Raw genomic sequence first — 22,237 nt, 5'->3', positions numbered from 1 at the left:
CTCTGTTAAGAGTTCCCTGTTAAGAGTTCCCTATTCCCTACTTTGAAGGTGAGGTTTTGTTATTTTTTTGACTTTTGATTACCTTGCCAGGACTAACAAAAGAAACTCCTTGTTGGAACTCGGTAGCAATCATAATTGCCTCTGCTATAGGTTCAGAAACTTCTGTTTGGGCTACCCACTCCACAATAAAATTTGCTCCTAAACCTCCACTGGTATCAGTTCTATCTATAAAAAAATCTGTAGAACCTAGCGCATCAAGTTGAATAGGCTGCTCCAAATACCGCTTGACTAATTTACCGTTTGAGTCATAGTAGCGAACAGAAGTAATAATGATAGACTTATTCAAATCTGTATTACGAATACTGAGTGTAGCTGATAAATCTAAAATCTTTTGTTGATTGTCATGATAGATATGGGAGTAGACAGGTACATAAATAGTTTGACCCATCGCTAGGAGAAAATTTTTATCCAGAGTTACCACCTTTTGAGATGGATTTACCTGATTATTATCCGATTGTGACTTTGGTGGACTCTCTGATGATGTGCAAGACGTAAGAAAAATAAAAGCAATTACTAAATAAAAATGTCGGTACAACTTCATTAAATTTATTTACAGCCTTCAATAAAATTAATCACTTGATGCAATGAACCAGGTTTGGTCACAATTAGCACGGTTGAATCAGGTTCCAGTACTGTACTACCATTAGGAATAGTTAAATCTTCGTGAGGATGAGGTTGATAACCAATAATTAGAGAACCATTGGGAAAACGTGAATCTTGAGCAATTTCAGCAAGGTTACGACCAACAACATAGCAATTGTTGGGGATGGAAAGTTTCAATACTTCAATTTGTCCTTGCTCAAAATGCATCATTGATTCTACTTGCGGATACTCAATGGCATTCACCATCGTTGAAACTGCTAAATCTACAGTACTAATGATATGATTGGCTCCTGCCAAACGCAGCGGCTCGGCAAAATCAGAGTCGCGCATCCGAGTCAGAATATGGGGAACACCATAATGTTTGGCAAGAGTTACCATTGCTAAGTTCAAAGCATCACTTCTCAGGACAGCTGCTAGGGCATCGGCTTTACGAATTCCAGCTTCTAACAATACTTCTGTACTTACAGCACTACCTTCAAAAGCGATCGCTCCCACTTGTTCACGGGCATAGCGGCAAGCAGTAGGGTTAATATCAATAACGGCAACAGTATGCCCTAGTTCTACCAGTTTTTGAGCCAAAGAAAGCCCCACTAAGCCTGCTCCACCTATTAGTACATACATGCCTACTCCTGATACTCTTCGACTTTCTATTTCACTTTACAGACTAACACTCGCAGTGAAGGTGTAGCTTTAACTCAGATCTTGCACCTCTACGTACAACCCCAGATAAAGTAAAAATATGCGCGATAAAGCTACCTCATTTTTATGGGCTTTTATCGATGAATCAAGGGTTTCACTTTTTTACTGAGTAATGAAATTACATCAATTTTTATTGGCGACCAAGGTAAGTAAACCTGCCACCCTAGCACTTGCCAATGCACCCATTGCTGCACCTTCAGTGGGAGTAATATTACTTTGACTTGTGTCAGCATGATCAACTTGCTCATCAACTTTGGGCTTTTTAGTGATTACAGAAATCTTATTCATTGGAAAGCCGCTACTTCTAAGCTCGTCAAATGCCTGTACTGCATGTTGACGACTGGGAAATATACCAATCGCATGTTGGTGTTGACCAGAAGCCATTTTGCCTCTAATTGAAACAGAACAAGCTTCTCAAGTTAAGTTAGCAGATATTTTGCTGCTGGCAAAGGAACGAATATTTGGGTTTTTACTTGTCATTCTATCTTTGCCTTCAGCTTTACCAATACCAGCACCTGGTTATTCTGTCCCTTTCGGTATCCTAATTTTTTTACTAGCGATACAACTTATTGCAGGTTCCAAAACTCCGTGGTTACCACAGCGGATGGTAAATCATCCAATTAAACTAGAAACAGTCCAAGGATTTTTGAAAAAAGGAATTCCGGGGTTGCGAAGAATTGAAGCGATCGCTCGTCCGCGTCTCGTCTATATGTGCGTTACTTTACCAGGTAGAGTTGTCATAGGTAGTGCGATCGCCTTAATGGCAATTTCAATGATGATTCCCATTCCTGGAACTAACACCCTACCTGCAATAGGAATTTTCGTTACTAGTTTTGGTTTGCTGGAAGATGATAGTCAAAAGCTAAAAATCAAAAGATTTTTTTTGTACTTTTTACTTTTCCCCATTGCCCTAACAGCCACAACACGTATGGGTTATAAAACCCATTACACACAACAGTTAGAGGTCTAAAGGAGTGTAATCTCCCTCTCTAGCTATCTTCAGTATTGCTAAAAAATGTGAACAGAAAGTGACAGCACCAACTAATGCGGCTATTTGAGTGGCAGAATTATCTGAAAAGTTGACCCCTTCTCGACTACACTTTTGACACTAATATGACCACCGTGTGCAGAGACGATTTGTTGGACAATCGATAACCCTAAGCCATATCCGCCAGTTTTGCGCGATCGCTTTTTATCCACCCGATAAAACCGCTCAAAAATATACGGTAAATCAGCTTCAGGAATACCGATACCATTGTCTATAACTTCAATCACAGCCCAATTTGACTGGGTGAACAGTCGCAGTTCAACTTGGCCTCCAGGGGGAGTATATTTGCAGGCATTACTGAGCAAATTAACGACTGCTTGACGCAGCAAGTTGGTATTACCTAGCACAATCACATCAGTAGTTGGTAAAGTATAAGTTAGATTGAGATGTTTTGCTGCCTCTTGTATTGCATATTCATCTGCTATCTGTAAAAGCTCACTCTTTAAGTCAACTTCTTGTAAAGATTCAGGAGATAATCGACCTGCATGACGCGCCAGAAACAGTAGATTATTCACTAGAGTATTCATAGACTTGGCAACATCGAAAATCTTCCCGAAGCGTTGACGCTGCGCCTCAATATCGTTAGATTTAGACAGTAAGCCATATTGGGCATTGCTAGTAATAGCTGACAGGGGCGATCGCAATTCATGGGAAGCATCAGATGTGAAGCGTTGTAGCTGATCATAGCTGTCACGAATGGGTTGCATTGCTATTCCCCCTAAACACCAACCAGCCAAACCGATAACCCCTAAAGTTACTGGTACTGTCAAAAGCAAAACCAGCCGTAATTGAGCCAGATTATTTTGGACGGATGTCAGTGGCGTTGCAACTTGAAGATAACCGATTAATAAACTATCCTGGTAGACGGGCAGTGTTAACTGACGGAGCCAAGTAACAGTGGGCGCTGCCTTTGAGGAGTAAAACGTAGTCTTGAGAGTGTGAAAACCAAGGATTGCTTTAACCTGTGCTTGTGGATCTGTACCGACAAATTGCACTAGTTGTCCTTTGGTATCGTACCAACGCGCATATACTAATTCAGTACCCTGTGGTAGTACGTTACTGCCTAGAAGTGGCACATTTTCTAGGTCTAGCTGTTTGTTACGCAGATCGTACTTTGCATTCACCGCCATGACTCTGGATTTTTTGTGAAGTAAGCGATCGAGATCCTCTAGCTCATCTAAGACTGCTTGGTAGTAAATTACTCCCGCAAAAACGACCAAAATGCTCCCCATCGTTAGGGTAAACCACAGAGCTAAATTGCTGCGACTACGATGAAACATCAGGTTTTGGTGAGAACAGGGACACGGGGACACACAAATACGAGAACGTGGGGAAAGATAGTTTCAAAAATATCTCTGTGTCGGTGCATCTTTGAAGTCTGGGTATTTTCGTAACTCGTAAAAACGTGCCATTCGGTTAAGGCAGGATCGTCTACTACGTAAGGTAGAAAAGCCAAACCTACCAGTATATCTTCCAATAGAGAGATTCTAAGGGAGCGCAAGTATGAAAATTTAGAGACGCGAGATATCGCGTCTGTGCTCAGGATTAATTTCAAATGGTATTACCCAGATTTTCATCCACCTACTCGCTGCCGTATGTCCTTGTCCCAATTGTTGCAAAAACTGCACTCTTCCAAGCTAGAATATTTGCTGCCTCTGCCGCTGCTTCTAATTGCTTTTGGACTTGGTGGTGAATCGTTAACAAACCTACTATTAAGTCGTTCCTACATTACACTAGACAAGCTGCAAGCTGATACGCACACAGCCAAGGTACAGTTTGCAGCCAATGTGCTAGTAACCAAAGTTGAAATAGAAAAAGAGCGGGAGTTTACCGAAGTTGAACTTCACACCGCAAACTCTGTACTCAAAAAGTTAATATTCAAGGTTCCAGCCACAGAACTAAGCAAGGTAAAAGCCATGATTGATCAAGAACTGGGAGTGTCTGGTGAAGTAGAAACTCTGCAAGCTGATACACAAATGCAGGTGCGATCTGCGGTTAAAGTACTAGGAATCCTAGCTGAAATAGAAAAAAAGCGAGGGTTTACAAAAATTGAGGTCAATACTGCCAACTGGGTACTTAAAAAATTAGAATTTGAGTTTCCAGTCACAGAATTAAACTCTGTAAAAGCCATGATTACTCAAGAACTAGGATTGTCTGGTGAAGATGCCAATATGTTTGTAAGCTATCGAGTTAAAAATTAGCAAGCATTCAATTTAGTCATTTACGTTATGTTTAATTATCTGGAGCTTTTAGACTATAACCCATACCGTAGACAGTTTTAATCCAATCTGCTGCATCAACTAACTGCAAGCGATGCCGTAATTTGCGTACTAGCACAGTCAATGCATTGCTCTCCGGTTCCGTACCCCACTCCCACAATGCTTCTTCAATCTGCTCACGGGTTAATACCTGATTGCGGTGACGCATCAGGTACTCTAGTAATTGAGCTTCTCGTGGTGATAATTCCACACTTACGTGATTGCGTTCAACAGTTAAATTACTTAGGTGCAGTTGTAAATCTGCAACACGGAGAATATCTCCTACCCATTGGGGAGAACGCCTCGACAACGCACGCACCCGCGCTAAGAGTTCCACCAAGTCAGCAGGTTTGACAAGATAGTCATCTGCCCCCGCATCTAAACCCGTAACCTTATCCGGCGTGGTATCTTTGGCAGTAAGCATCAATACAGGTGCAGTTTTGCCAAGAAGTCGATACTGACGACAAAGACTTAAGCCGCTGATTGTGGGCAACATCCAGTCCAAAATTAACAAGTCATATTCTTTTTTGGACAATAGCCACTGTGCAGTTTCTCCGTCGTCAATGCCATCCACAATATATCCGGCTTCTTTTAGCACACCCTGTAATGGCTCTAATTGTTCGGGATCGTCTTCTACCAGTAGTATCCGCATACAGTTTTTTTGCAACCGACGCAACTAGAATTGCCAGCCTCCTTGTTTATGGTAGAAAAATCAAACTTACCTCTCGTCTTCCACCAGGAATATTCTGATGTAGATTGTGGATGATAGCATCAGGAGACAAGCCATGTTGCTTTTGATTCAGATTGTTTTATGTGTTGTTCTAGTGGTCATTGTAGGTACATGGCTTTCACGCAGCGCTGATATCTTGGCTGAAAAGACTGGCTTAGGGCGTAGTTGGGTTGGTGCGATCCTGTTGGCGGGCGCTACTTCCTTACCGGAGTTGGCAACAGGTATCAGCGCTGTAGCTGTGTTCAATGCACCGGATCTGGCAGCAGGAGGTATTTTTGGCAGTTGCTTGTTTAACCTGTTCATCCTGGCACTACTGGATATTGTTACAGGACCAGGACCACTGTTTCAACGAGCGCATATCAGTAATGGATTGGCGGCTGGTTTGGGATCTATACTGCTAGGTATTGCAGCTGCTGGAATGCTACTTGCTCAAAGAAACTATAATTTGACTCTGGGCTGGGTTGGCATTCCCAGTATTGTACTGCTTGTAGTTTATTTTCAAAGCACACGCATAATTGCTCAGTTTGAGCGACGAAGACGTGCCGAAGTGTTAGAACAGGAAGCTGAAGTTTTTCAATATGAACATATTAAGCGTCAGCAGGCGTATCTGATGTTTGCGTTGCTTTCAGCAGCAATAGTAGTGTTGGGAGTGTGGTTGGCATCATTGGGCGATCGCATTGCAGAAGTGACAGAGTTGGGAGAAAGTTTCATTGGAGTGCTACTGTTGCTGTATATGGATTTGAGTTTAATGGAGAATAGGAGACTCGAACCCCTGACCTCTGCGGTGCGATCGCAGCGCTCTACCAACTGAGCTAATTCCCCGATAGGTTGTTTGTTCCACTAACAACCACTAACAACCAACAACTTCCTATGTTAACACTCACCTGCGGTTGGTTGGCACTGTTTTTGTAAATACACTTCCTCTATACGTTCTAGTTCTAAATCACTGAGATAATCTACAGTCCAATTTGCTAGACGCTGAAGCATATGGAAGGGGTAAGTATTTGCTATACCCACAACTTGCATCCCAGCGCGTTTTGCTGCTTGGATACCAGCTGGGGTATCTTCAATTGCTAAACATTCACTTGGTTGTAGGTTCAACGCTGGATATGCTTGGTTGAGGCGTTCTACTGCTAACACGTAACCATCAGGTTCTGGTTTACTTGTGGTGATGTCATCTCCAGCCACAATCACAGGAAAGTATTCAGTGAGTTTGGCACGTTCTAGAACGAGTTCAATTTCTTGACGAATTGCACCACTGACTAACGCTAAGTTTAAATTGCGCGATCGCACTTGAAATATCAAGTCATCCAAACCCGGATACAAAGGCAATTTTTCGAGTTTTTCTATTTCCAGTGCATATAACTGTGCCTTTTTTGTCAGCAGTTGAATTAAATATTGTTCACTCATAATTCTACCGCGACGAGTTAGTAAATCCTGAAAACAGGCGCGATCGCTTCGACCCAGAGAAGCTTGGCGTTCATCTCGGCGTTGAGGTTGGAGATTTTCTTGAATCAAAATCTCATCAATCAGTTGTAAGTGGATCGACTCATCATCAATGATGACGCCATTAAAATCAAATAGAACTGCCTTTAAAGTCATGGGTGTGTATCAAAAGCTGGAGATGGAAAACCCTGTAAATCGTTATTATCCAGTATGCTATCTGGTGAAGTTGGAGTATACTGTCGCACTCGTGTTTGCACAGTTTCTTCTGTTGTGGAAATTGGTCTAACACCACTAGTCACCTGATTTGTCCACCACACATCCTGAGTTTGTACTGCTGCAAATCCTGCTGCACCCATCCACGCATCCACACTACCATTTGCATACTCACGAATATAAGGTTCTTCAAATACATCATGAAGCCATTCTGTTTGACGTAGGGTCTTCTGGTTTCCATCTAAGATTACCACTTGTCCACCAACGCGTAATAAGCGAAATGCTTCACGCAGAATCGCCTCAGAAATTGTTGCTGGAGTTTCGTGAAGCAACAAACTCGCTGTCACTAAGTCAAAAGAGTTACTTGCTAATTTCGTATTTTCCGCATTTCCATGTCGCCAATGTATATGCAAATTAGCACTTTCGGCTTTATGACTAGCCCTGACTAACATGTAAGGGGATAAATCCAAACCAATAACTTCGGCGTCAGGAAAAGCCTGCTTGAGCATTAATGTTGTCGAACCTGTACCACAGCCTAAGTCTATTATCCGTTGCGGTACAACTTTGATCGCATCAATTAAAGCCTGACGTATCCAAGTTTCGTTTGGTGGTAAAACGTATTGAGTAACAGCATCGTAGCTAACCGCCGCACCAGAGTTGAGATATCCGCCTTCTATGCCGTGGAAATTTTGGCTACTATAGTAAGTAGGGATTGTCACATCAGCACGTCGAAAGCGATCGCTTTGTTTCTCCCAATCCACACTCTTGGCGCAACGCTGTAACTCTTCTTCATTGATTAAAAGACGTACTACAGGTGATAAAAAGCGCTCCCAGATTGTGTTATTACGAACCGCCATAGGATTTTTGAGAATTGATGAGCTTTTGAATTTGTATCCATAACATTCATTTTATTTACAAATTGTAATATATTTTTGTCGAACCAGGTTTTTTATTGCTCGCGCGTAAAACCCCGTCCCCTTGTGGGTAGAGCAGTTGATTGAGAAATTAGATTGACATTTAGATTATCTTTATACTACAAATGTAATACTAAGCAACTACCTGGCAAAGGTAGCGATTTATGATTTCAAAAGTTATGATGAGTTATTTTTGTTACTTATTATCTTTTGTTAACAATTACCAAGCAAATACTAGCGATTAATTTTGAAAAAATTATGCCTTACGAAGAGTTAGAAATCTCCACAGCATCCCCAGTTTTATCTTGGGCAAATCACCCCTTGGGTTCAGAAGAAACCAAGATGGCAAAAAATGTGGCTTCACTACCATTTGTATTTAAACACGTCGCATTAATGCCAGATGTTCACTTAGGTAAAGGAGCCTTAGTTGGTTCTGTGATTGCAACCAAAGAAGCAATTATTCCTGCGGCTGTAGGTGTTGATATTGGTTGTGGTATGGCTGCTATCAAAACACCCTTTCAAGGAGAACAATTAGAAGGAAAACTCAAGAAAATTCGCCTGGATATTGAAGCAGCAATTCCTACAGGTTTTAACGAGAATAAAGAAGTTGAAAAATCTGTAACTAATTGGCAAAATTGGCGAGAATTTAAAGACTTGCATCCAGGAGTACAAAACTTACAAGAAAAAGCGATGCGACAAATGGGTTCTCTCGGTGGCGGAAATCACTTTGTAGAAGTTTGTCTCGATACAGAGAACCAAGTTTGGTTAATGCTGCATTCTGGTTCGCGTAATATTGGCAATATGCTGGCGCAGTCTCACATTAGTACAGCTAAAGAATTAGCAAAAATGGCAGGAAATAAATTACCTGATCCAGATTTAGCTTATTTTGTCGCTAATACACGAGAATTTAAATCCTATTGGCACGATTTACAGTGGGCGCAAGAATATGCACGTTTTAACCGCGATGTGATGATGGTGCGTTTCAAGCGCATTATCGAAAAGCATCTAGCGGGTGGGAAGGTGACAAAACCTTTATTAGAGGTAAATTGCCATCATAACTATGCTGAAAAAGAATTACATTTTGGTGAGGAAGTATATGTAACTCGCAAAGGTGCAGTTCGCGCCCAAACAGAAGATTATGGTATTATCCCTGGTTCGATGGGAGCAAAATCTTTTATTGTCAAAGGTAAAGGTTGTGCTAATAGTTTCTGTTCTTGTAGCCATGGTGCTGGACGTTTACTATCAAGAAATAAGGCAAAAAATGTCTATACTCTTGATGATTTAATCGAGCAAACAAAGGGTGTAGAATGTCGCAAAGATACAGGTGTTTTGGATGAAATTCCTGGTGCGTATAAACCTATCGAGCAAGTAATGGCAAACCAAGCAGATTTAGTAGAAGTTGTAGCTACACTCAAACAAGTTGTTTGTGTGAAAGGTTAAGTCAGTTAACAGTTAACAGTGAATATAATGCAATACCGTTCAGTTAAGGATTTTTAGTGCAAAAATTTGACCTGTAGAGACGTGCCATGGCACGTCTCTACATTGCCCTCCTGATAAAGGTTTTGGTATTATCTGAACCGTATTGCAATATAATGGGAATTGCGTGATAACTGATAAGTGACTTATACGCAAGATTTAAAACCCGATTTCTGTAAGAAATCGGGTTTTTGATGTGTTTAACGTAACTATTACCAAATCACAGTTATGAATGATAGTGAACTGCTTCCGGTTAATTTAATCAAGCAGGAAGAATCCCTTAAAATTTTGCCTACTGCTCCAATCTTATCGAGTCAGCAAGCAGGATGGGAAAGTATTGGTATCTTTTACTATTGTCATCCCGCTCATTCTACTACTGAACACTATTTAACTGATCATGTCTTAGCACTCGCCTACAATCAATTCCAATTAGAAGTCCGAAAAGATGGGAAATCAAAGACTCAATTAGTAGACAATGGTGTAATCCAATTGACTCCTGCTAACGTTAGCCAGTGGCTACGTTGGGACAGAGAGGGAGAATTTTTGATCATTACTCTTTGTCCCAAGTTTATAGAAAAAGTAGTCTATGAGTCAATGAAGGGAGACTGTATCGAACTCATTCCCCAATTTTCCATTATTGATCCTATTATTCAGCACACAGCAGAAGCACTAAAAGCAGAGATTGAAACTGGATATTTCCCAAGCAGGCTGTTTGGTGAATCAGCCGCGACAATGCTAGCAGTTCGTTTGCTCCAAGCTTATGCTAGCCGTAAGCCCGTAATCAAAGCTTACGGCGACGGTCTTGCCAAAAACAAGTTACAATTGGCAATTGACTACATTAATGCACATCTTGACCAAGATATAAAGTTAGCAGATATCGCGGGACTTGTAGGAATTAGTCATTATTATTTTTGCCATCTATTCAAACAAACAGTTGGCATTACTCCTCATAAATATTTGACTCAACAGCGAATAGAAAAAGCAAAGCTTTTGTTGAAAAATAGAGAGTTAAGTATTGCTGAAATTGCAATTGAGTGTGGTTTTACAGACCAAAGCCATTTGAGTAAACACTTCAAGCGTTTGGTTGGGCTGACTCCAAAAGCTATGCGCTCACAATAGCAAGAAGTTACCGAAAAAAATCTCAATAATCTACAAGATAATGACTTTTGTATTTGCCTACAGTGAGGTTAATAGAAATATTTGACAAAGTAAGTATGACCAACTCAACTCAATACAACATCGGGTTGTTAATCTACCCAGATTTTACGCAATTGGATGTGACTGCGCCTTACCAAGTGTTCTCCACATTACCTGCTACCCGTGTGCATTTGGTTTGGAAAAATTTGGAACCTGTAAAAGATATGAATGGTTTGGTTCTTCATCCAACAACTACGTTTGCTGATTGTCCACAATTGGATCTGATCTGTGTTCCTGGTGGTGGGATGGGAACAGTTACAATGATGCGTGATTTTGAAGTGCTGAGATTTATAAAAGAACAAGCAAAAAATGCTCAATACATCACCTCAGTTTGTACCGGCTCGCTGATTCTAGCAGCAGCGGGATTACTGCAAGGGTACAAAGCAGGATGTCATTGGATGTTGAGGGATTGTCTGACTTGCATGGGAGTTGAAGTGAGTAATGAACGTGTTGTGGTTGATAGAAACCGGATTACAGGCGGAGGTATTACCGCAGGTATGGACTTTGGACTTGTAGTTGCAGCGCAACTGTGGGGTGAAGACACAGCAAAATTTATCCAATTGGTTTTAGAGTATAATCCTGCTCCACCATTTAATGCTGGCTCTCCTGAAACAGCAGGTGCAGTCACAGAACAAGTTAAACAAGCGGGCGCAAAAATTTTCGCAGCAACATTGTCAGAGTCTCAGCAAGCAGCAATTCGGTTAAAGGACAACTCAAAAACTATTGAAAGGTTTTAGTGTTGCAGTTGATGAATTATTAGGGTAATTAGATTTGTAGTAAGCTCTTGAATTTAAGCACGCGCATTGCTTACTACAAACTAACTTTTCTCGCTAAAACTATGTATACATTTTGAGTTTTTGCAACAATTCTTGGGTTAACTGAGAAAATGATTTAGAACCTGATGATTGAGGAGCATTCAAAATCACAGGCATAAAACTATCAACAGCTTTGGCAACATTCACATCAACTGGAATTTGAGTTTGACATATTTTTTCTGCACCAAAGTCTTGATGAACACGTTGCATCACTTGTTTGTAGTATCTACCAGTTAACAAATTAGCATTCGACATTGTAAAGACAATTCCCAGCATTTGAATATCTATTTTGGCTTCGTGTTCGTGGCTTTCTTTTAACTGGGCAACGCGTCTTTCTAATAACTGAATACCGACTACAGACAAAGGTTCAGGCTTGGCAGGAAGAATATAAAAATTGCTAGTAGCCAAAGCACTCCGAGTCAAAAGATTATATCCTGGAGCGCAGTCTAGAATAATAAAATCATATGCTTGACGCACAGGTTCTAAAACTTTACTCAGCAAGACTCTTTCAAAACGATTCCAAATAGTTTCAAACTCAGTTACACCTAAATTAATCGCCTGGTAGTGCAGCATTTCCGAAACTACAAATTCATCATACAAATCAATATCTCCTGGTAATAAATCTAATCCTGGGAGATTACAAACCTGGGATTGAATAATGTCTTGAATTGTATATTTTTGTTCTGGCTCTGGATTGATAATTTGATCTATCAGATACCTAAATGTCTTTCTGTGTTTTCGGCGCTTCGCAAACTCCATCGGCGACATGAGACTCAGTGTTGCACTAATTTGGCTATCTAAGTCCAGCACAAGTACTCGTTTGCCATGTTCTTTCGCTAAACAAGTTGCGATATTGACGCTGAGAGTTGTTTTACCAACCCCACCTTTCATATTTGCAGTTGCAATTACATATCCCATTTCTTAAATCCTTTGATCACGCATTCCCATCTAATTGACATAAACATTTTGTTGTTGAGCCAAAACTTTCGGTAATTTTAAGATTTTCCGACTTGCGAAAATAATTATTGATTGAGCAGTCAGCATTATACCAGTGAGGGGCGCGTTTGGTTTATATAGAAGGAATTTGAATATTACTAGCAAACAGACTTTGTAACCTCTGTAGTTTAGAACCAATTTGGTAAAGTAAATCACCTTTACCTAATAAATATGCAGCTGCTGTTTCTGTACCTCCGAGAATAATTTTTGAATCTGCTTCACTAGCAGTACGTAGGGCGACTCGCCCTGGTAAATTTGAGCGAATAATGGGAGTTACTATTTTAGCTTCTGGGCGTTGAGTGGCAATAATCAGATGAATTCCAGCAGCTCTAGCCATTGCACCCAATCGTTTAATATTTTGTTCTAATGCTGTGCGAATTTCTTTTTCTGCCATAAAATCGGCGTATTCATCAAAAATACAGACAATCCGAGGTAAAGGTTGGCGAGATCTTTGATTATATGTAGTTAGATCAGCATATCCGGCTTTTTCAAACTGCTGGTAGCGAGTTTCCATTTCTGTTACCAGTTCATCCATTAATTCAATAGCGCGATCGCCATCTTTGACAATAGGCGCATACAACCATGACATCTGCTCAAACTCTGGAAATGTCACTCGTTTAGGATCGACAAGGGCAATTTTAAGGTGTTGTGTAGAATAACGATAGATCAGACTGAGAAGGAGCGATCGCAAAAATTCACTTTTACCACTTCCTGTCGTACCCCCAACCAAAAAGTGACAAGTATTCGGATCAGATAAATCAGCTTCTACTAACTCTCCATCTAAATTTATCCCGATGGCAATTTTCACTGGTGCTGTGGCAGCTAATACCTGTGAGTTGATATAATCTGCAAACCTAGCGACTTGTCTATCTGAACGAGGTAAATCTATACTGACATAGCCAGCTTGAGGTGCAATGAAAGGAGGATTTGTCAATCCCAACTGCACTTGCAAATCTTTAGATAAGCGCAAAATCGAGTTAACACTTACACCAAGATGAGGTTTCAACTTCACGCGGATAAAAGCTGAACCAACGATAGCTCCTTGGTAGTCAACCATGATTTTAAAAGATTGCAGAGTAGCAACCAATTCTTCACCAATAGCATCAGCATTGACAGATTCCTGACTCTCAACTTGAGAAGAAATGTCTGTTGAAACAAAATAAGTTTGACACTTTTGTTTTTGTGGACAAATTTCACACAGATGAGGTTGAGTTGTCGGTGGTGGTGGATTTGGATGAGGTGGTTCCCATGTCAGCCATTGCTGCATTTGTTGTAGCTTATAAGGAATCAACTGATGCACAGTATTTTCTAATTCTTCCCAAGAATATTGATATTCTTTAAACTCTGGCAAAACACAATATACTGCTGAATCAACAGCTACTTTCTTCTTTTGCCACAGCATATAACTATAGAGTGCAACTTGGGCTAATTGTGCGGACGGATCTACAGGTTGATAGGTTTTAAATTCAACTACACAAAGGCGCTTGAGTTCAAAGTTGAAAACTAAGCAATCAAATTCTCCTGCTACTCTTTGTTTGGTTCCATTAGGTAAATCAAAATTATGCTCAAGTTTACGTTCTTCTAATATAAAAGTGTTACTAATCAGCTTTTCTGCACTGCAATAACGTCGATTGCTCACCAGCAATTCTGCAAATTTGCGAATTAGTCCTTGTAATCCTTGCCAAACATTTAATAATGGTTGTGCTTGGTTAATATCTTTAGCTACAGCTTTTTCTAAATAATCAGAAAATTTAATTTGATAAAAAAGCTGCTGCATAGTAAAGGCTATTTCTTCTATTTTTAATTGAGATGCGCCAAGTTTAAATAATTCTTGAAATTTTGGTTCACCAGCAGCTAAATTGATAAATTCATCTGCTAAATAATGAAATACATTACCAATACCAAGCTTATTATCTGATGGCATAAATAAACTATTGCCACCAAAATGCTGATGTAAATAAAATAGGCGAGGACACTCAAAAGCAACTCTAGCTTTAGTAGCAGATAAAGATAAGTTTCTAAATAAATCTTTTGAGTCTTTTGAGGTATTAGACATATGAGCAAAAATATTACTGACAGTATTTGGATTACAAAATTCTAATAAGTATCTATGTACAGCAGCTAAATATACTGTATCCATAGCTGCATAATGTAGCTGCTTTTCTGTTAAAGGACGCTTTTTCCAATCACTTCCCTGTTCTTCTTTGTCTACATCAGAAAAGTGACATAATTCAGTAGCTAATGTCTTGAGTTGCAAATTAGATACTTCTAAAATACCTTTACCAATCTTTCTGGCTATTTTGAGAGTACAAGTAACATTTTGTGCAGAATTACTGCCTAAATACTTTAAATCAAAACTAGCATTATGAAATACCTTTTCAATTTTGGGATTAATCATGATTTGGTTAATAAACTGTAAAACCAAATCAGGCTTTCCTAATACATCAATAATATAAGCAGATTTCCCTGAATAATCGTTAGGCTCTGTCAGTACCTGAATTAATGACAATTTTGGATAATAAGTATGCCAATCTGCAATTTCTGTATCTAACCATAGAGTTGTGTACAGTGCAAATTTTTCTATCTGCGTCCTAATTCCATGAGATTCTTTCAGGTATTGCATTAGCTAAAAATTAATTATTTTTATTTAGTAGACAAATTAATTGATCTTGTAATTTAGCTTTGGGATTAATAATTTTCACTTTACGTTCTTGACATAATAAATCAATCAAGTGTTGGATTTCAGTTTCATTAACATAAGGAAACTGATGAACAGATTGTGATATTAAAGTTAGTACACCCATATAATTTTGGGTTGTAACTAGATTGAACATAAATTCTTTAACTGGTCGTAAATCTTTTTTGCCATTTGTACCATTACTATCATCTTCATCAGGATCTTGTTTAGAAATAATCCCTAAATCCTGCAACAAAGCACATTTATGTAAAATTTCAGTTTCACGAGTTAAAGATTTTAGTTCTTGTAAAGTGATAGCTTTACCACCAAGTACCAATTCCTGAGCGATAGCAGAATTTACTAAGCTATGGTATGTTGCTAAGTAATGAACAGAGGAAAGATTTGGCTTAATGTGATGATGTTTAGTACCTGTGAAAATTTGTTTATAAATTTTATGACCTACAAGTTTTGCGTTTCCTACACTTCCAATTCTAATTAAAAACAAGCTTTGACAAAGGTTTTGCTGAATTGTTTTATGACAAGCATTCATTATGTTAAAAAAACTTGTCATGTTAGCATCTTCTGTCCAGACTATTCCTATTATGTCTTGCTTATTAGGTGTTTGATAACTTAAAGAATAACTAGCGTATTTACCTTTGAGCAGTTTTGGCTTAATTGATTGTATTTGTAATGCTTCTAAAGCCTCTTGTACCATACTAATTAAATCAGGTGCTGCCAAAAGAGATATTTTACCTATCTTATGTTGAATTTTCTTAAATTCCTGCTGCCATAAAAGTTGGAATTCAGCTATATTACTTTCTCGAGTTTTTGGAGCAATTATTTTATCAGACTGTTTAGTTATAAGTGTAATAATCGGCTTATTGTTATTTTTTGATATTTCTTTGGGCGAAGAGATTGTCTGAGGTGTAATAGAGATTTTTACTTCGGCATTACCTAATAGAAGTTTATGTTTTTGATACTCTAATCTTCCCAAGATTAAAGCATTTCTTGGCATTGTTTTTCCACCTGGGAAATTTTCTTCTAATAATTGATTGCTTAAGGGATAAATAGGTGAATTAGGTTTGGGATTTGCTTGTTGGTGTAATGGTTGTAATTTATCAGCCCAAAGCGATTTTGCTTGATTTAAATTAATAGGTTTTAGTGATACTAACCTCTCAATTCGAGCCTTATCTGACTGTAGAATACGGTTTTTGCAGCGTATCCAGTTATCCTTAACTATGCTGATAATTATTAAAAAATTTTTGAGATTGTCGTTGTGAATAGTAGTATTAATATTAAAAATAGGTTGAGAGTTTGAATCAAAATTTACTGATGCTTCAACTTGGTCGAAACATAAAACAATTGGTTGAGTATCAGTAGAAATTTTGCCAAAGTTAGCTAATATATTTTTTGCTGCATCTTCAGTATCAATGCAGTGTTTTACTTTTAAAGCTTGCATTGATTCTTCACTTAAGTCATCTCCTTTTAACCACTCGCAGGCTATGGGATAAAGCTCAGGATCTGTCAAATCGTGTAGCACTCCGAAAAAAACTTCAGGATTATAAATACCTGCCTGTTGATAGTTATCCTTGAGATGTTTAATAAATTTTTGGCGATCGCTTTGTAATATTTGCCAAATCTTATCATTAAAAATACGCTGTTTGAGACTACGTTGAGTAAACGCAGACAAGCTTTTAAGCCATAGGAGTAACTGGGACTCTTTTTGTCCCTCTGGTACTTGGATTAAGCTATCAACTGTATAACGCAAAACATGTCGCCAAATATAGTCATTATCAGCCCAAGGACCTATATAGGCGAAAAAGGCTTTAGGATTAAGTGTGCGCTTGAGTCTACCAAGTAAATAACTTTTGCCAGAACCAGAATCACCTATAAGCAATGTAGTACGACTACGATGATCCATCCCCACTAAGTCTAATATTTCTTCAATCTCACTGATTGCTTCTTGATGGATAGATTCAACAACAGATTTGGAATCTTGATGTTCAGTCCAGAAATTACCTATTCTCAAATTTACCAGGTCAAACGGATTAACCTCACGCTTAATAATGTCATTAATTGATGTCATACTTAAAAATTTTAATGAGAGAGCGAACTTTAATAATGTGTAAAATTGCAGTTTTTATTGCTAGTTCAAACTGATAAAAAACAGTGAACCACCAACATTTTGTTGAATTCCAGCGTCAACTTGTTCTGGAGTATATGGTGTCGGATCTAATAGAGTACTGAACTCAATTTGATCATGACTCTGCAAACGATACAGCGCCTTATCCAAATCATCCCGTGACAATGGGGGTTGTAATTTTTGCCGCAAATGGAATATCGGCAAATAATTATCAGTTCCAAGCTCTTTATCTAATTTCTGGATGATTTCTAAAATTTCTTCATCACTGATATTGATAATCGTCTCAACACCTGACTCTGCAATCTCAGGTGCTGAAACAGATACTTGCTCTGGTATGAGTTTCAGAGTTTTCCGCAAAAAACGCAGGTAATTATTTAGCAGATCCAAGCTGATGTTTGCGGCTCCTTTGGGATTATAATCATCCCGCAAATACTCAATTCCGCGTTCAGTCAACCAAACCTCAGCTTTCGTCCTCTTGATTTTAAGTTCGACTTCAATCAATCCGCGATCGCTCAGATTTTTCAGTATTGCGTCTCGTTCTGCGGCTTTTGGTGAGGTAATCTTGCTAGGATTGATTTTGCCTGAAGTTTGACTTAGCTTTTCTAAAACCTTACGTTCTTTATCTGTAATCGGTAATTCTGCTGAGTCAAGTTTCAGCAGTGCTTGACCAGGTGATAAAATTTTGACTGTCGCAATCTCACGGGAAAAATCTAACAGTTCGCGATCGCCTAAATTTTGACATATCTTGTCTTTTCCTTTGAAACTTTGGAAAATGCTAGCACTAAGGCTTGAGCGATAGTTAGAACATCCCAACAGCCTTAGTAAAAACTTTAACTCATTAGTATCCATGCGGGTAATCTTACTTATATCCGAATCAGCACTACTCTAGCTCGAATGGCAATAGTTGACACACTAATACCATCGTAGCGAGAATTAATGCTATCAGGCAAAGTGCTGTATTCTTTCTTTAAGGAAATCCAAAAAATAAACTATCCAATTTTTTATTTTTACCCAAGGCGATTTTCCCCGTGTCCTCCTTGTCTCCCTTACGATCCCCGCACCTGTCGCAATACCTCAAACACCTTCCCTCTCACACCCTGAGGTAAAAACGATAACCCTAACCCAATCCACGCTTTAGGGTGATAAAAAGACTTACCTGCGACAACTAACTCTCTACCTTTTTGAATTTCTCCTTTTTCAATTAACCGCAAACCTAACAATAACTGCGTTTCTGCAAGACGCTGTAATCTAACTTTCTCTAACTTCTCTGATTCAAATTTGTAATTACTTAAATACTGCAATTTATCCTGCAAATAAGGAATAGCGCGATTGATTCCTTGCTGTTCTGCATGTACGCGATATTCCATTAATAACTCTGGTAAATAGTAACCCTTTTTACCTGCCAAAGCCAGACGGACAAATAAATCATTGTCTTCGCAATTTTGCCAATTAGGTTGCATAAACCCTAACTCTGACAAAGTTTGACGACGAAATAAAGTTGCACCAATTTGGAAGCTTTGTTGAATAAAGACTATTTCTAATAAATTATCTACAATACCTGGTGCTAAATTTTCTCTACCCCAGCGACGAGAATTTTCTTGAGTTTTTGCCTCATCTCTAATATTGTTAATATCAATAATCCAGTGATCAGTACCAACAAAATCAATACTATAATCTTGATCTAAAATCTTAGCAGTACGTTCTAAAAAATCTGGTGTTAATCTGTCATCATCATCAAACTTGATAAAATATTCACCTGTAGCAGCCTCAAAACCAGAGCGCATATTATTGCTTTTACCGATATTTTGCGAATGTTGAATATATATAATTCGACTATCTGTGTATTGTGAAATTAATTTGGATGTACTATCACATGAACCATCATCACAAATGATTAATTCTAAATCTTGGTAAGTCTGCTGTAGTACGCTGTCAATGGCAAAAGGTAAAAGTTTAACTCGGTTAAAAGTTGGAATACAAATACTAATGTTGGGCATATTATAGCAGTCCTAAATCATTTTTAATAATGAATTAACCGCAGAGGCACAGAGTACACAGAGAAAGAAATAAGAGATTCTCACGACTCATTGAGGATTGCTATATCCTAGCTGTGCTAATCTGTGTGCATCTGTGTTTGCCAAAAATTATAGATTTCACACCTTGAATTAAAAAACACCAAATCAAGCAATAGTCCTCTTAATTTTATTCATCACTTTTTTAAACAATCTATTCGTTTTTGCCGTCATACTTGGCGCTTTAAATTGCTGTGGTTTTTGATCTAGTTGTTTAAGAAATCGATAATACAAGAACTCCTCTCGATAACGAATATCAACATCTTCACCACAACATAAACGAGCAAAATCACTCGCAGGATAGCTCATATAGTGAATACGATGAATAGGTTTTAAATCCTCTTGGTTGTAAAGGATATTGTCAATATTTACAAACGGATCTGCATTCGCACAGTTTCCAGTTCTGTCTTGTTCATTAGGGCTAAGAGTATAGTTAAAGAGAGAATATTTATTATCTATAGTCATGTAATTGAATAAAGCTGAACTTGACCACCAAAACTTTTGATTAATCCATTCAATTTCTCTGTTTTCAATTAGGCTATACATTAAATTATTTAATTTTTCCCTTCCAAATAATCCCTGATGGGAAGCAAAAAAACTATTGCAATGAATTCTATAACGTAATTCAGTTTCTGTTAGATTAGTTATACTTGCTGCAAGTTTAAGATTAATATCTGTAGCTACTTCAGGTTTGTCATGTTCCCAATCATCAAAAACTAAATCGTAATTGTCTAGTTTTGTTAAAACATCATTAATTGGTTTCATGGCTAGGCTGTCAGCGTCATAAAATATGAATCTTGCAAAATCTCCATCAAACGCAGCGAGTTTTCTATGGACAAAACCTTTATACCAGCCAGGACGATTTAACGGAGATTCTCTAGCTCTAGGATGAGCATCCCATACTTGATTAACAAAATCATCCCAACGTTGAATTGACTCCCAATTGTTAAAAAGACTGACATGAGGTCTAGACTTAATTTCTTCTGTAATTCTCTTTAATTCTTGATTATAAGGAATGATACAAACTGGGATTTCTGGGCTAATATTTCTTTCAATACTATTTAATAATGCAACCAACTGATCATAAACACTATCATTGGCAAGAGTATAAATACCAGCTTTTTTCATACGGAAAGAGGGTCTTGAGATTGAATTTATAAGTAGCTCAAATACATAGAGTTCAAGGTGATGACATAAACTATATCAACAGGTCATTCTATATACATGACTGCACTGATCAATATAGTTCCCAAACAAATTCCTTTATGAACATTTTGATGATATCTTCCACTTTTCCTTATCCACCAACGCGGGGAGGAACACAGGTACGAACGTTTAACTTACTCAAGTATCTTCGTCAACGACATGCTATTACCCTGGTAACTCAACGGGAAGCTGATGTCACAGATGCAGAAATTACAGAGCTACACAATTGGGTAGATAATTTAGTTGTATTTAACCGTCCTCCTGATTTTGGAACTAGTGGGGGTATTGTTCAGAAAATTCAACGTTTCACTAAATTTTTACGAGAAGGAATTCCGCCGAGTGTCTTAAATCGATATTCTGGGGAAATGCAAGAGTGGATTGATAATTTTTTACAAGCAGGTAAATGTGATGTTGTTACCTGCGAACATAGCGCTAATGAAATTTATATAAGACCTCATTTTAAACAACAGGTAAGAACTATAGTTAATGTCCATAGCTCTGTCTATGGAACCTGTCGGAATCAGCTCGAAATTGGGATTTCTGAAAATCCTTGGCGAGATAGAATCAATTTACCTTTACTACGACGTTACGAACAACGCTACTGTTCTAAATTTTCGGCGATCGCAGCGACAACACAAGAAGATAAAATTCAACTGCAAGAATTTAATCCTGATGCTGAAATTTCCGTCATTCCTAATGGTGTGGATTTAGAGTCATTCCCCAATCGCATTATAGATCCAGGAGGACACCGTTTAGTTTTTATCGGTGCGATGGATAATTTAGCGAATATAGATGCTGTCTGCTTTTTCAGCAACGAAGTTTTACCAAAAGTTCAACAAAGTTATCCAGATACAACTTTTGATATCGTTGGTTCTCGTCCTGTACCAGAAGTTTTAGCACTGCAAACAAAACCAGGAATTACTGTCACCGGACGTGTACCTTCGATGGTAGAGTACTTGCATAAAGCTACTGTCTGCGTTGTACCGATGCGGACAGGATTTGGAATTAAAAATAAAACTTTAGAAGCAATGGCTGCTGGTGTACCAATAGTAGCAAGCGATCGCGGTTTAGAAGGATTAGCTGTAGATGGACCCAATGTTCCACTCACCGCACTACGAGCAAATTATCCAGCGGAATATATTAGCGCCATTAGTCACTTATTTAGTAACTCACAACTCCGAGATGAATTATCTTATAACGGCAGAAAACTAATCGAAAATGAATTCACTTGGGAAAGTGCAGGTCAACGCTATGAACAAATCTGTATTGAAAAATTAAAGTTAGACTCTACAAGCGTGGAAGATAAAACGATCAAAAATCAACCCGCTTGAGCAGGTTTAAACTATCAGCCAGAAATTTATAATTTAATTTTGCCGGGAATAGCGATCGCCAATGTGGTCATACGCACGCAATTACAGTTGAGGACTTATTAGTTTCTGAGTGCGCCGAAATCATTTTTGTATGCGCCGAAATGATTTTTGTATGTACAAAAATGCTTTTGGCGTGCGCCGAAATGATTTTGGCGTGCGCCGAAATGATTTTTGTATGTACCGAAATGCTTTTTGCGCTCGCCGAAATGATTTTTGTATGTACCGAAATGCTTTTGGCGCTCGCCGAAATGATTTTTGTGTGCGCCGAAATGATTTTTGTGTGCGCCGAAATGCTTTTTGCGCTCGCCGAAATG

Annotated in this window: 20 protein-coding genes, 1 tRNA gene and 1 pseudogene; 7 read left to right on the top strand and 15 right to left on the bottom strand. The window is 38.5% G+C overall.

All coding sequences use genetic code 11. The annotated features are described in order from the left end of the window. Positions 1-37: 37 nt before the first annotated feature. The 3 genes from B4U84_RS05490 to B4U84_RS05480 all read right to left on the bottom strand — a co-directional run bounded on the left by B4U84_RS05490 (position 38) and on the right by B4U84_RS05480 (position 1,746). Positions 38-601: a DUF3124 domain-containing protein gene (locus tag B4U84_RS05490; RefSeq protein WP_017309365.1), complete on the bottom strand. Its 564-nt coding sequence runs from the start codon at positions 599-601 to the stop codon at positions 38-40. A 5-nt stretch (positions 602-606) separates the two neighbouring features. Continuing rightward, complete coding sequence (locus tag B4U84_RS05485) at positions 607-1,284, bottom strand: potassium channel family protein (protein ID WP_017309366.1); 678 nt, start codon at positions 1,282-1,284, stop codon at positions 607-609. 201 nt (positions 1,285-1,485) lie between these two features. Beyond that, complete coding sequence (locus tag B4U84_RS05480) at positions 1,486-1,746, bottom strand: general stress protein (RefSeq protein WP_242677544.1); 261 nt, start codon at positions 1,744-1,746, stop codon at positions 1,486-1,488. A 1-nt stretch (position 1,747) separates the two neighbouring features. Between B4U84_RS05480 and B4U84_RS05475 the strand changes: the two genes are divergently transcribed. After that, positions 1,748-2,332: an exopolysaccharide biosynthesis protein gene (locus tag B4U84_RS05475; RefSeq protein ID WP_242677543.1), complete on the top strand. Its 585-nt coding sequence runs from the start codon at positions 1,748-1,750 to the stop codon at positions 2,330-2,332. Between the two features lie 80 nt (positions 2,333-2,412). Here the strand turns inward: B4U84_RS05475 and B4U84_RS05470 are convergent, their stop codons facing one another. Next, positions 2,413-3,690: a sensor histidine kinase gene (locus B4U84_RS05470; protein ID WP_017309368.1), complete on the bottom strand. Its 1,278-nt coding sequence runs from the start codon at positions 3,688-3,690 to the stop codon at positions 2,413-2,415. A 255-nt stretch (positions 3,691-3,945) separates the two neighbouring features. Between B4U84_RS05470 and B4U84_RS05465 the strand changes: the two genes are divergently transcribed. Then, on the top strand, positions 3,946-4,611 hold the full coding sequence (locus B4U84_RS05465) for a hypothetical protein (RefSeq protein ID WP_242677542.1): 666 nt from the start codon (positions 3,946-3,948) through the stop codon (positions 4,609-4,611). 31 nt (positions 4,612-4,642) lie between these two features. On the opposite strand, the gene rppA is transcribed toward B4U84_RS05465, so the two are convergent. Next, a complete protein-coding gene (gene rppA / locus B4U84_RS05460) occupies positions 4,643-5,320 on the bottom strand; it encodes a two-component system response regulator RppA (protein ID WP_017309370.1) in 678 nt (225 codons plus the stop codon). 133 nt (positions 5,321-5,453) lie between these two features. Here rppA and B4U84_RS32085 point away from each other — a divergent pair. After that, positions 5,454-5,885: pseudogene (locus B4U84_RS32085) on the top strand (calcium:cation antiporter family protein); the annotation flags it as partial. 262 nt (positions 5,886-6,147) lie between these two features. Here the strand turns inward: B4U84_RS32085 and B4U84_RS05450 are convergent. From B4U84_RS05450 to B4U84_RS05440, 3 genes are all read right to left on the bottom strand, one after another. Then, a tRNA-Ala gene (locus B4U84_RS05450) sits at positions 6,148-6,220 on the bottom strand. A gap of 51 nt (positions 6,221-6,271) precedes the next feature. Beyond that, positions 6,272-7,000, bottom strand: a complete 729-nt coding sequence (locus B4U84_RS05445; RefSeq protein WP_131115988.1) for an HAD family hydrolase — start codon at positions 6,998-7,000, stop codon at positions 6,272-6,274. Continuing rightward, positions 6,997-7,914 carry a class I SAM-dependent methyltransferase gene (locus B4U84_RS05440; protein ID WP_131115986.1) on the bottom strand — a complete coding sequence of 306 codons (918 nt, stop codon included), beginning with the start codon at positions 7,912-7,914 and terminating at the stop codon, positions 6,997-6,999. The genes B4U84_RS05445 and B4U84_RS05440 overlap by 4 nt, the downstream gene beginning before the upstream one ends. Positions 7,915-8,229: 315 nt before the next feature. Between B4U84_RS05440 and B4U84_RS05435 the strand changes: the two genes are divergently transcribed. The 3 genes from B4U84_RS05435 to B4U84_RS05425 all read left to right on the top strand — a co-directional run bounded on the left by B4U84_RS05435 (position 8,230) and on the right by B4U84_RS05425 (position 11,381). Next, entirely contained in the window at positions 8,230-9,411 is a 1,182-nt protein-coding gene (locus tag B4U84_RS05435) for an RtcB family protein (protein WP_044451485.1), read from the top strand. Between the two features lie 264 nt (positions 9,412-9,675). Then, entirely contained in the window at positions 9,676-10,566 is an 891-nt protein-coding gene (locus B4U84_RS05430; RefSeq protein WP_044451486.1) for a helix-turn-helix domain-containing protein, read from the top strand. Positions 10,567-10,661: 95 nt separating this feature from the next. Beyond that, on the top strand, positions 10,662-11,381 hold the full coding sequence (locus B4U84_RS05425; protein WP_044451487.1) for a DJ-1/PfpI family protein: 720 nt from the start codon (positions 10,662-10,664) through the stop codon (positions 11,379-11,381). A gap of 99 nt (positions 11,382-11,480) precedes the next feature. Here B4U84_RS05425 and B4U84_RS05420 read toward each other — a convergent pair whose 3' ends face one another. From B4U84_RS05420 to B4U84_RS05395, 6 genes are all read right to left on the bottom strand, one after another. Next, the gene (locus tag B4U84_RS05420; protein WP_044451488.1) at positions 11,481-12,377 is read right to left on the bottom strand and encodes a ParA family protein; all 897 of its coding nucleotides are present in this window, start codon (positions 12,375-12,377) and stop codon (positions 11,481-11,483) included. Between the two features lie 151 nt (positions 12,378-12,528). Then, entirely contained in the window at positions 12,529-15,078 is a 2,550-nt protein-coding gene (locus B4U84_RS05415) for a DNA translocase FtsK (RefSeq protein WP_131115984.1), read from the bottom strand. Positions 15,079-15,088: 10 nt separating this feature from the next. Continuing rightward, positions 15,089-17,218, bottom strand: a complete 2,130-nt coding sequence (locus B4U84_RS05410; protein WP_131115982.1) for an ATP-binding protein — start codon at positions 17,216-17,218, stop codon at positions 15,089-15,091. Positions 17,219-17,278: 60 nt separating this feature from the next. After that, positions 17,279-18,124 (bottom strand): transcription factor RcaD, encoded by an 846-nt coding sequence (locus tag B4U84_RS05405; protein ID WP_131115979.1) that lies wholly within the window; start codon positions 18,122-18,124, stop codon positions 17,279-17,281. Positions 18,125-18,321: 197 nt separating this feature from the next. Continuing rightward, positions 18,322-19,272: a glycosyltransferase family 2 protein gene (locus B4U84_RS05400; RefSeq protein WP_017309380.1), complete on the bottom strand. Its 951-nt coding sequence runs from the start codon at positions 19,270-19,272 to the stop codon at positions 18,322-18,324. A 183-nt stretch (positions 19,273-19,455) separates the two neighbouring features. After that, positions 19,456-20,475, bottom strand: coding sequence for an Npun_R2821/Npun_R2822 family protein (locus tag B4U84_RS05395; RefSeq protein WP_131115977.1), 1,020 nt, complete (start codon positions 20,473-20,475; stop codon positions 19,456-19,458). A gap of 137 nt (positions 20,476-20,612) precedes the next feature. Here B4U84_RS05395 and B4U84_RS05390 point away from each other — a divergent pair, with 137 nt between their 5' ends. After that, positions 20,613-21,884, top strand: coding sequence for a glycosyltransferase family 4 protein (locus B4U84_RS05390; RefSeq protein ID WP_131115975.1), 1,272 nt, complete (start codon positions 20,613-20,615; stop codon positions 21,882-21,884). Positions 21,885-21,982: 98 nt separating this feature from the next. Here the strand turns inward: B4U84_RS05390 and B4U84_RS30370 are convergent. Further along, on the bottom strand, positions 21,983-22,237 hold a 255-nt coding region (locus B4U84_RS30370), incomplete at its 5' end, for a hypothetical protein (RefSeq protein ID WP_207390900.1).

The sequence above is a fragment of the Westiellopsis prolifica IICB1 genome (genome assembly GCF_004323185.1).
Taxonomy (GTDB): domain Bacteria; phylum Cyanobacteriota; class Cyanobacteriia; order Cyanobacteriales; family Nostocaceae; genus Pelatocladus; species Pelatocladus prolificus_A.
This window is presented reverse-complemented; position numbering and strand designations above follow the sequence as displayed.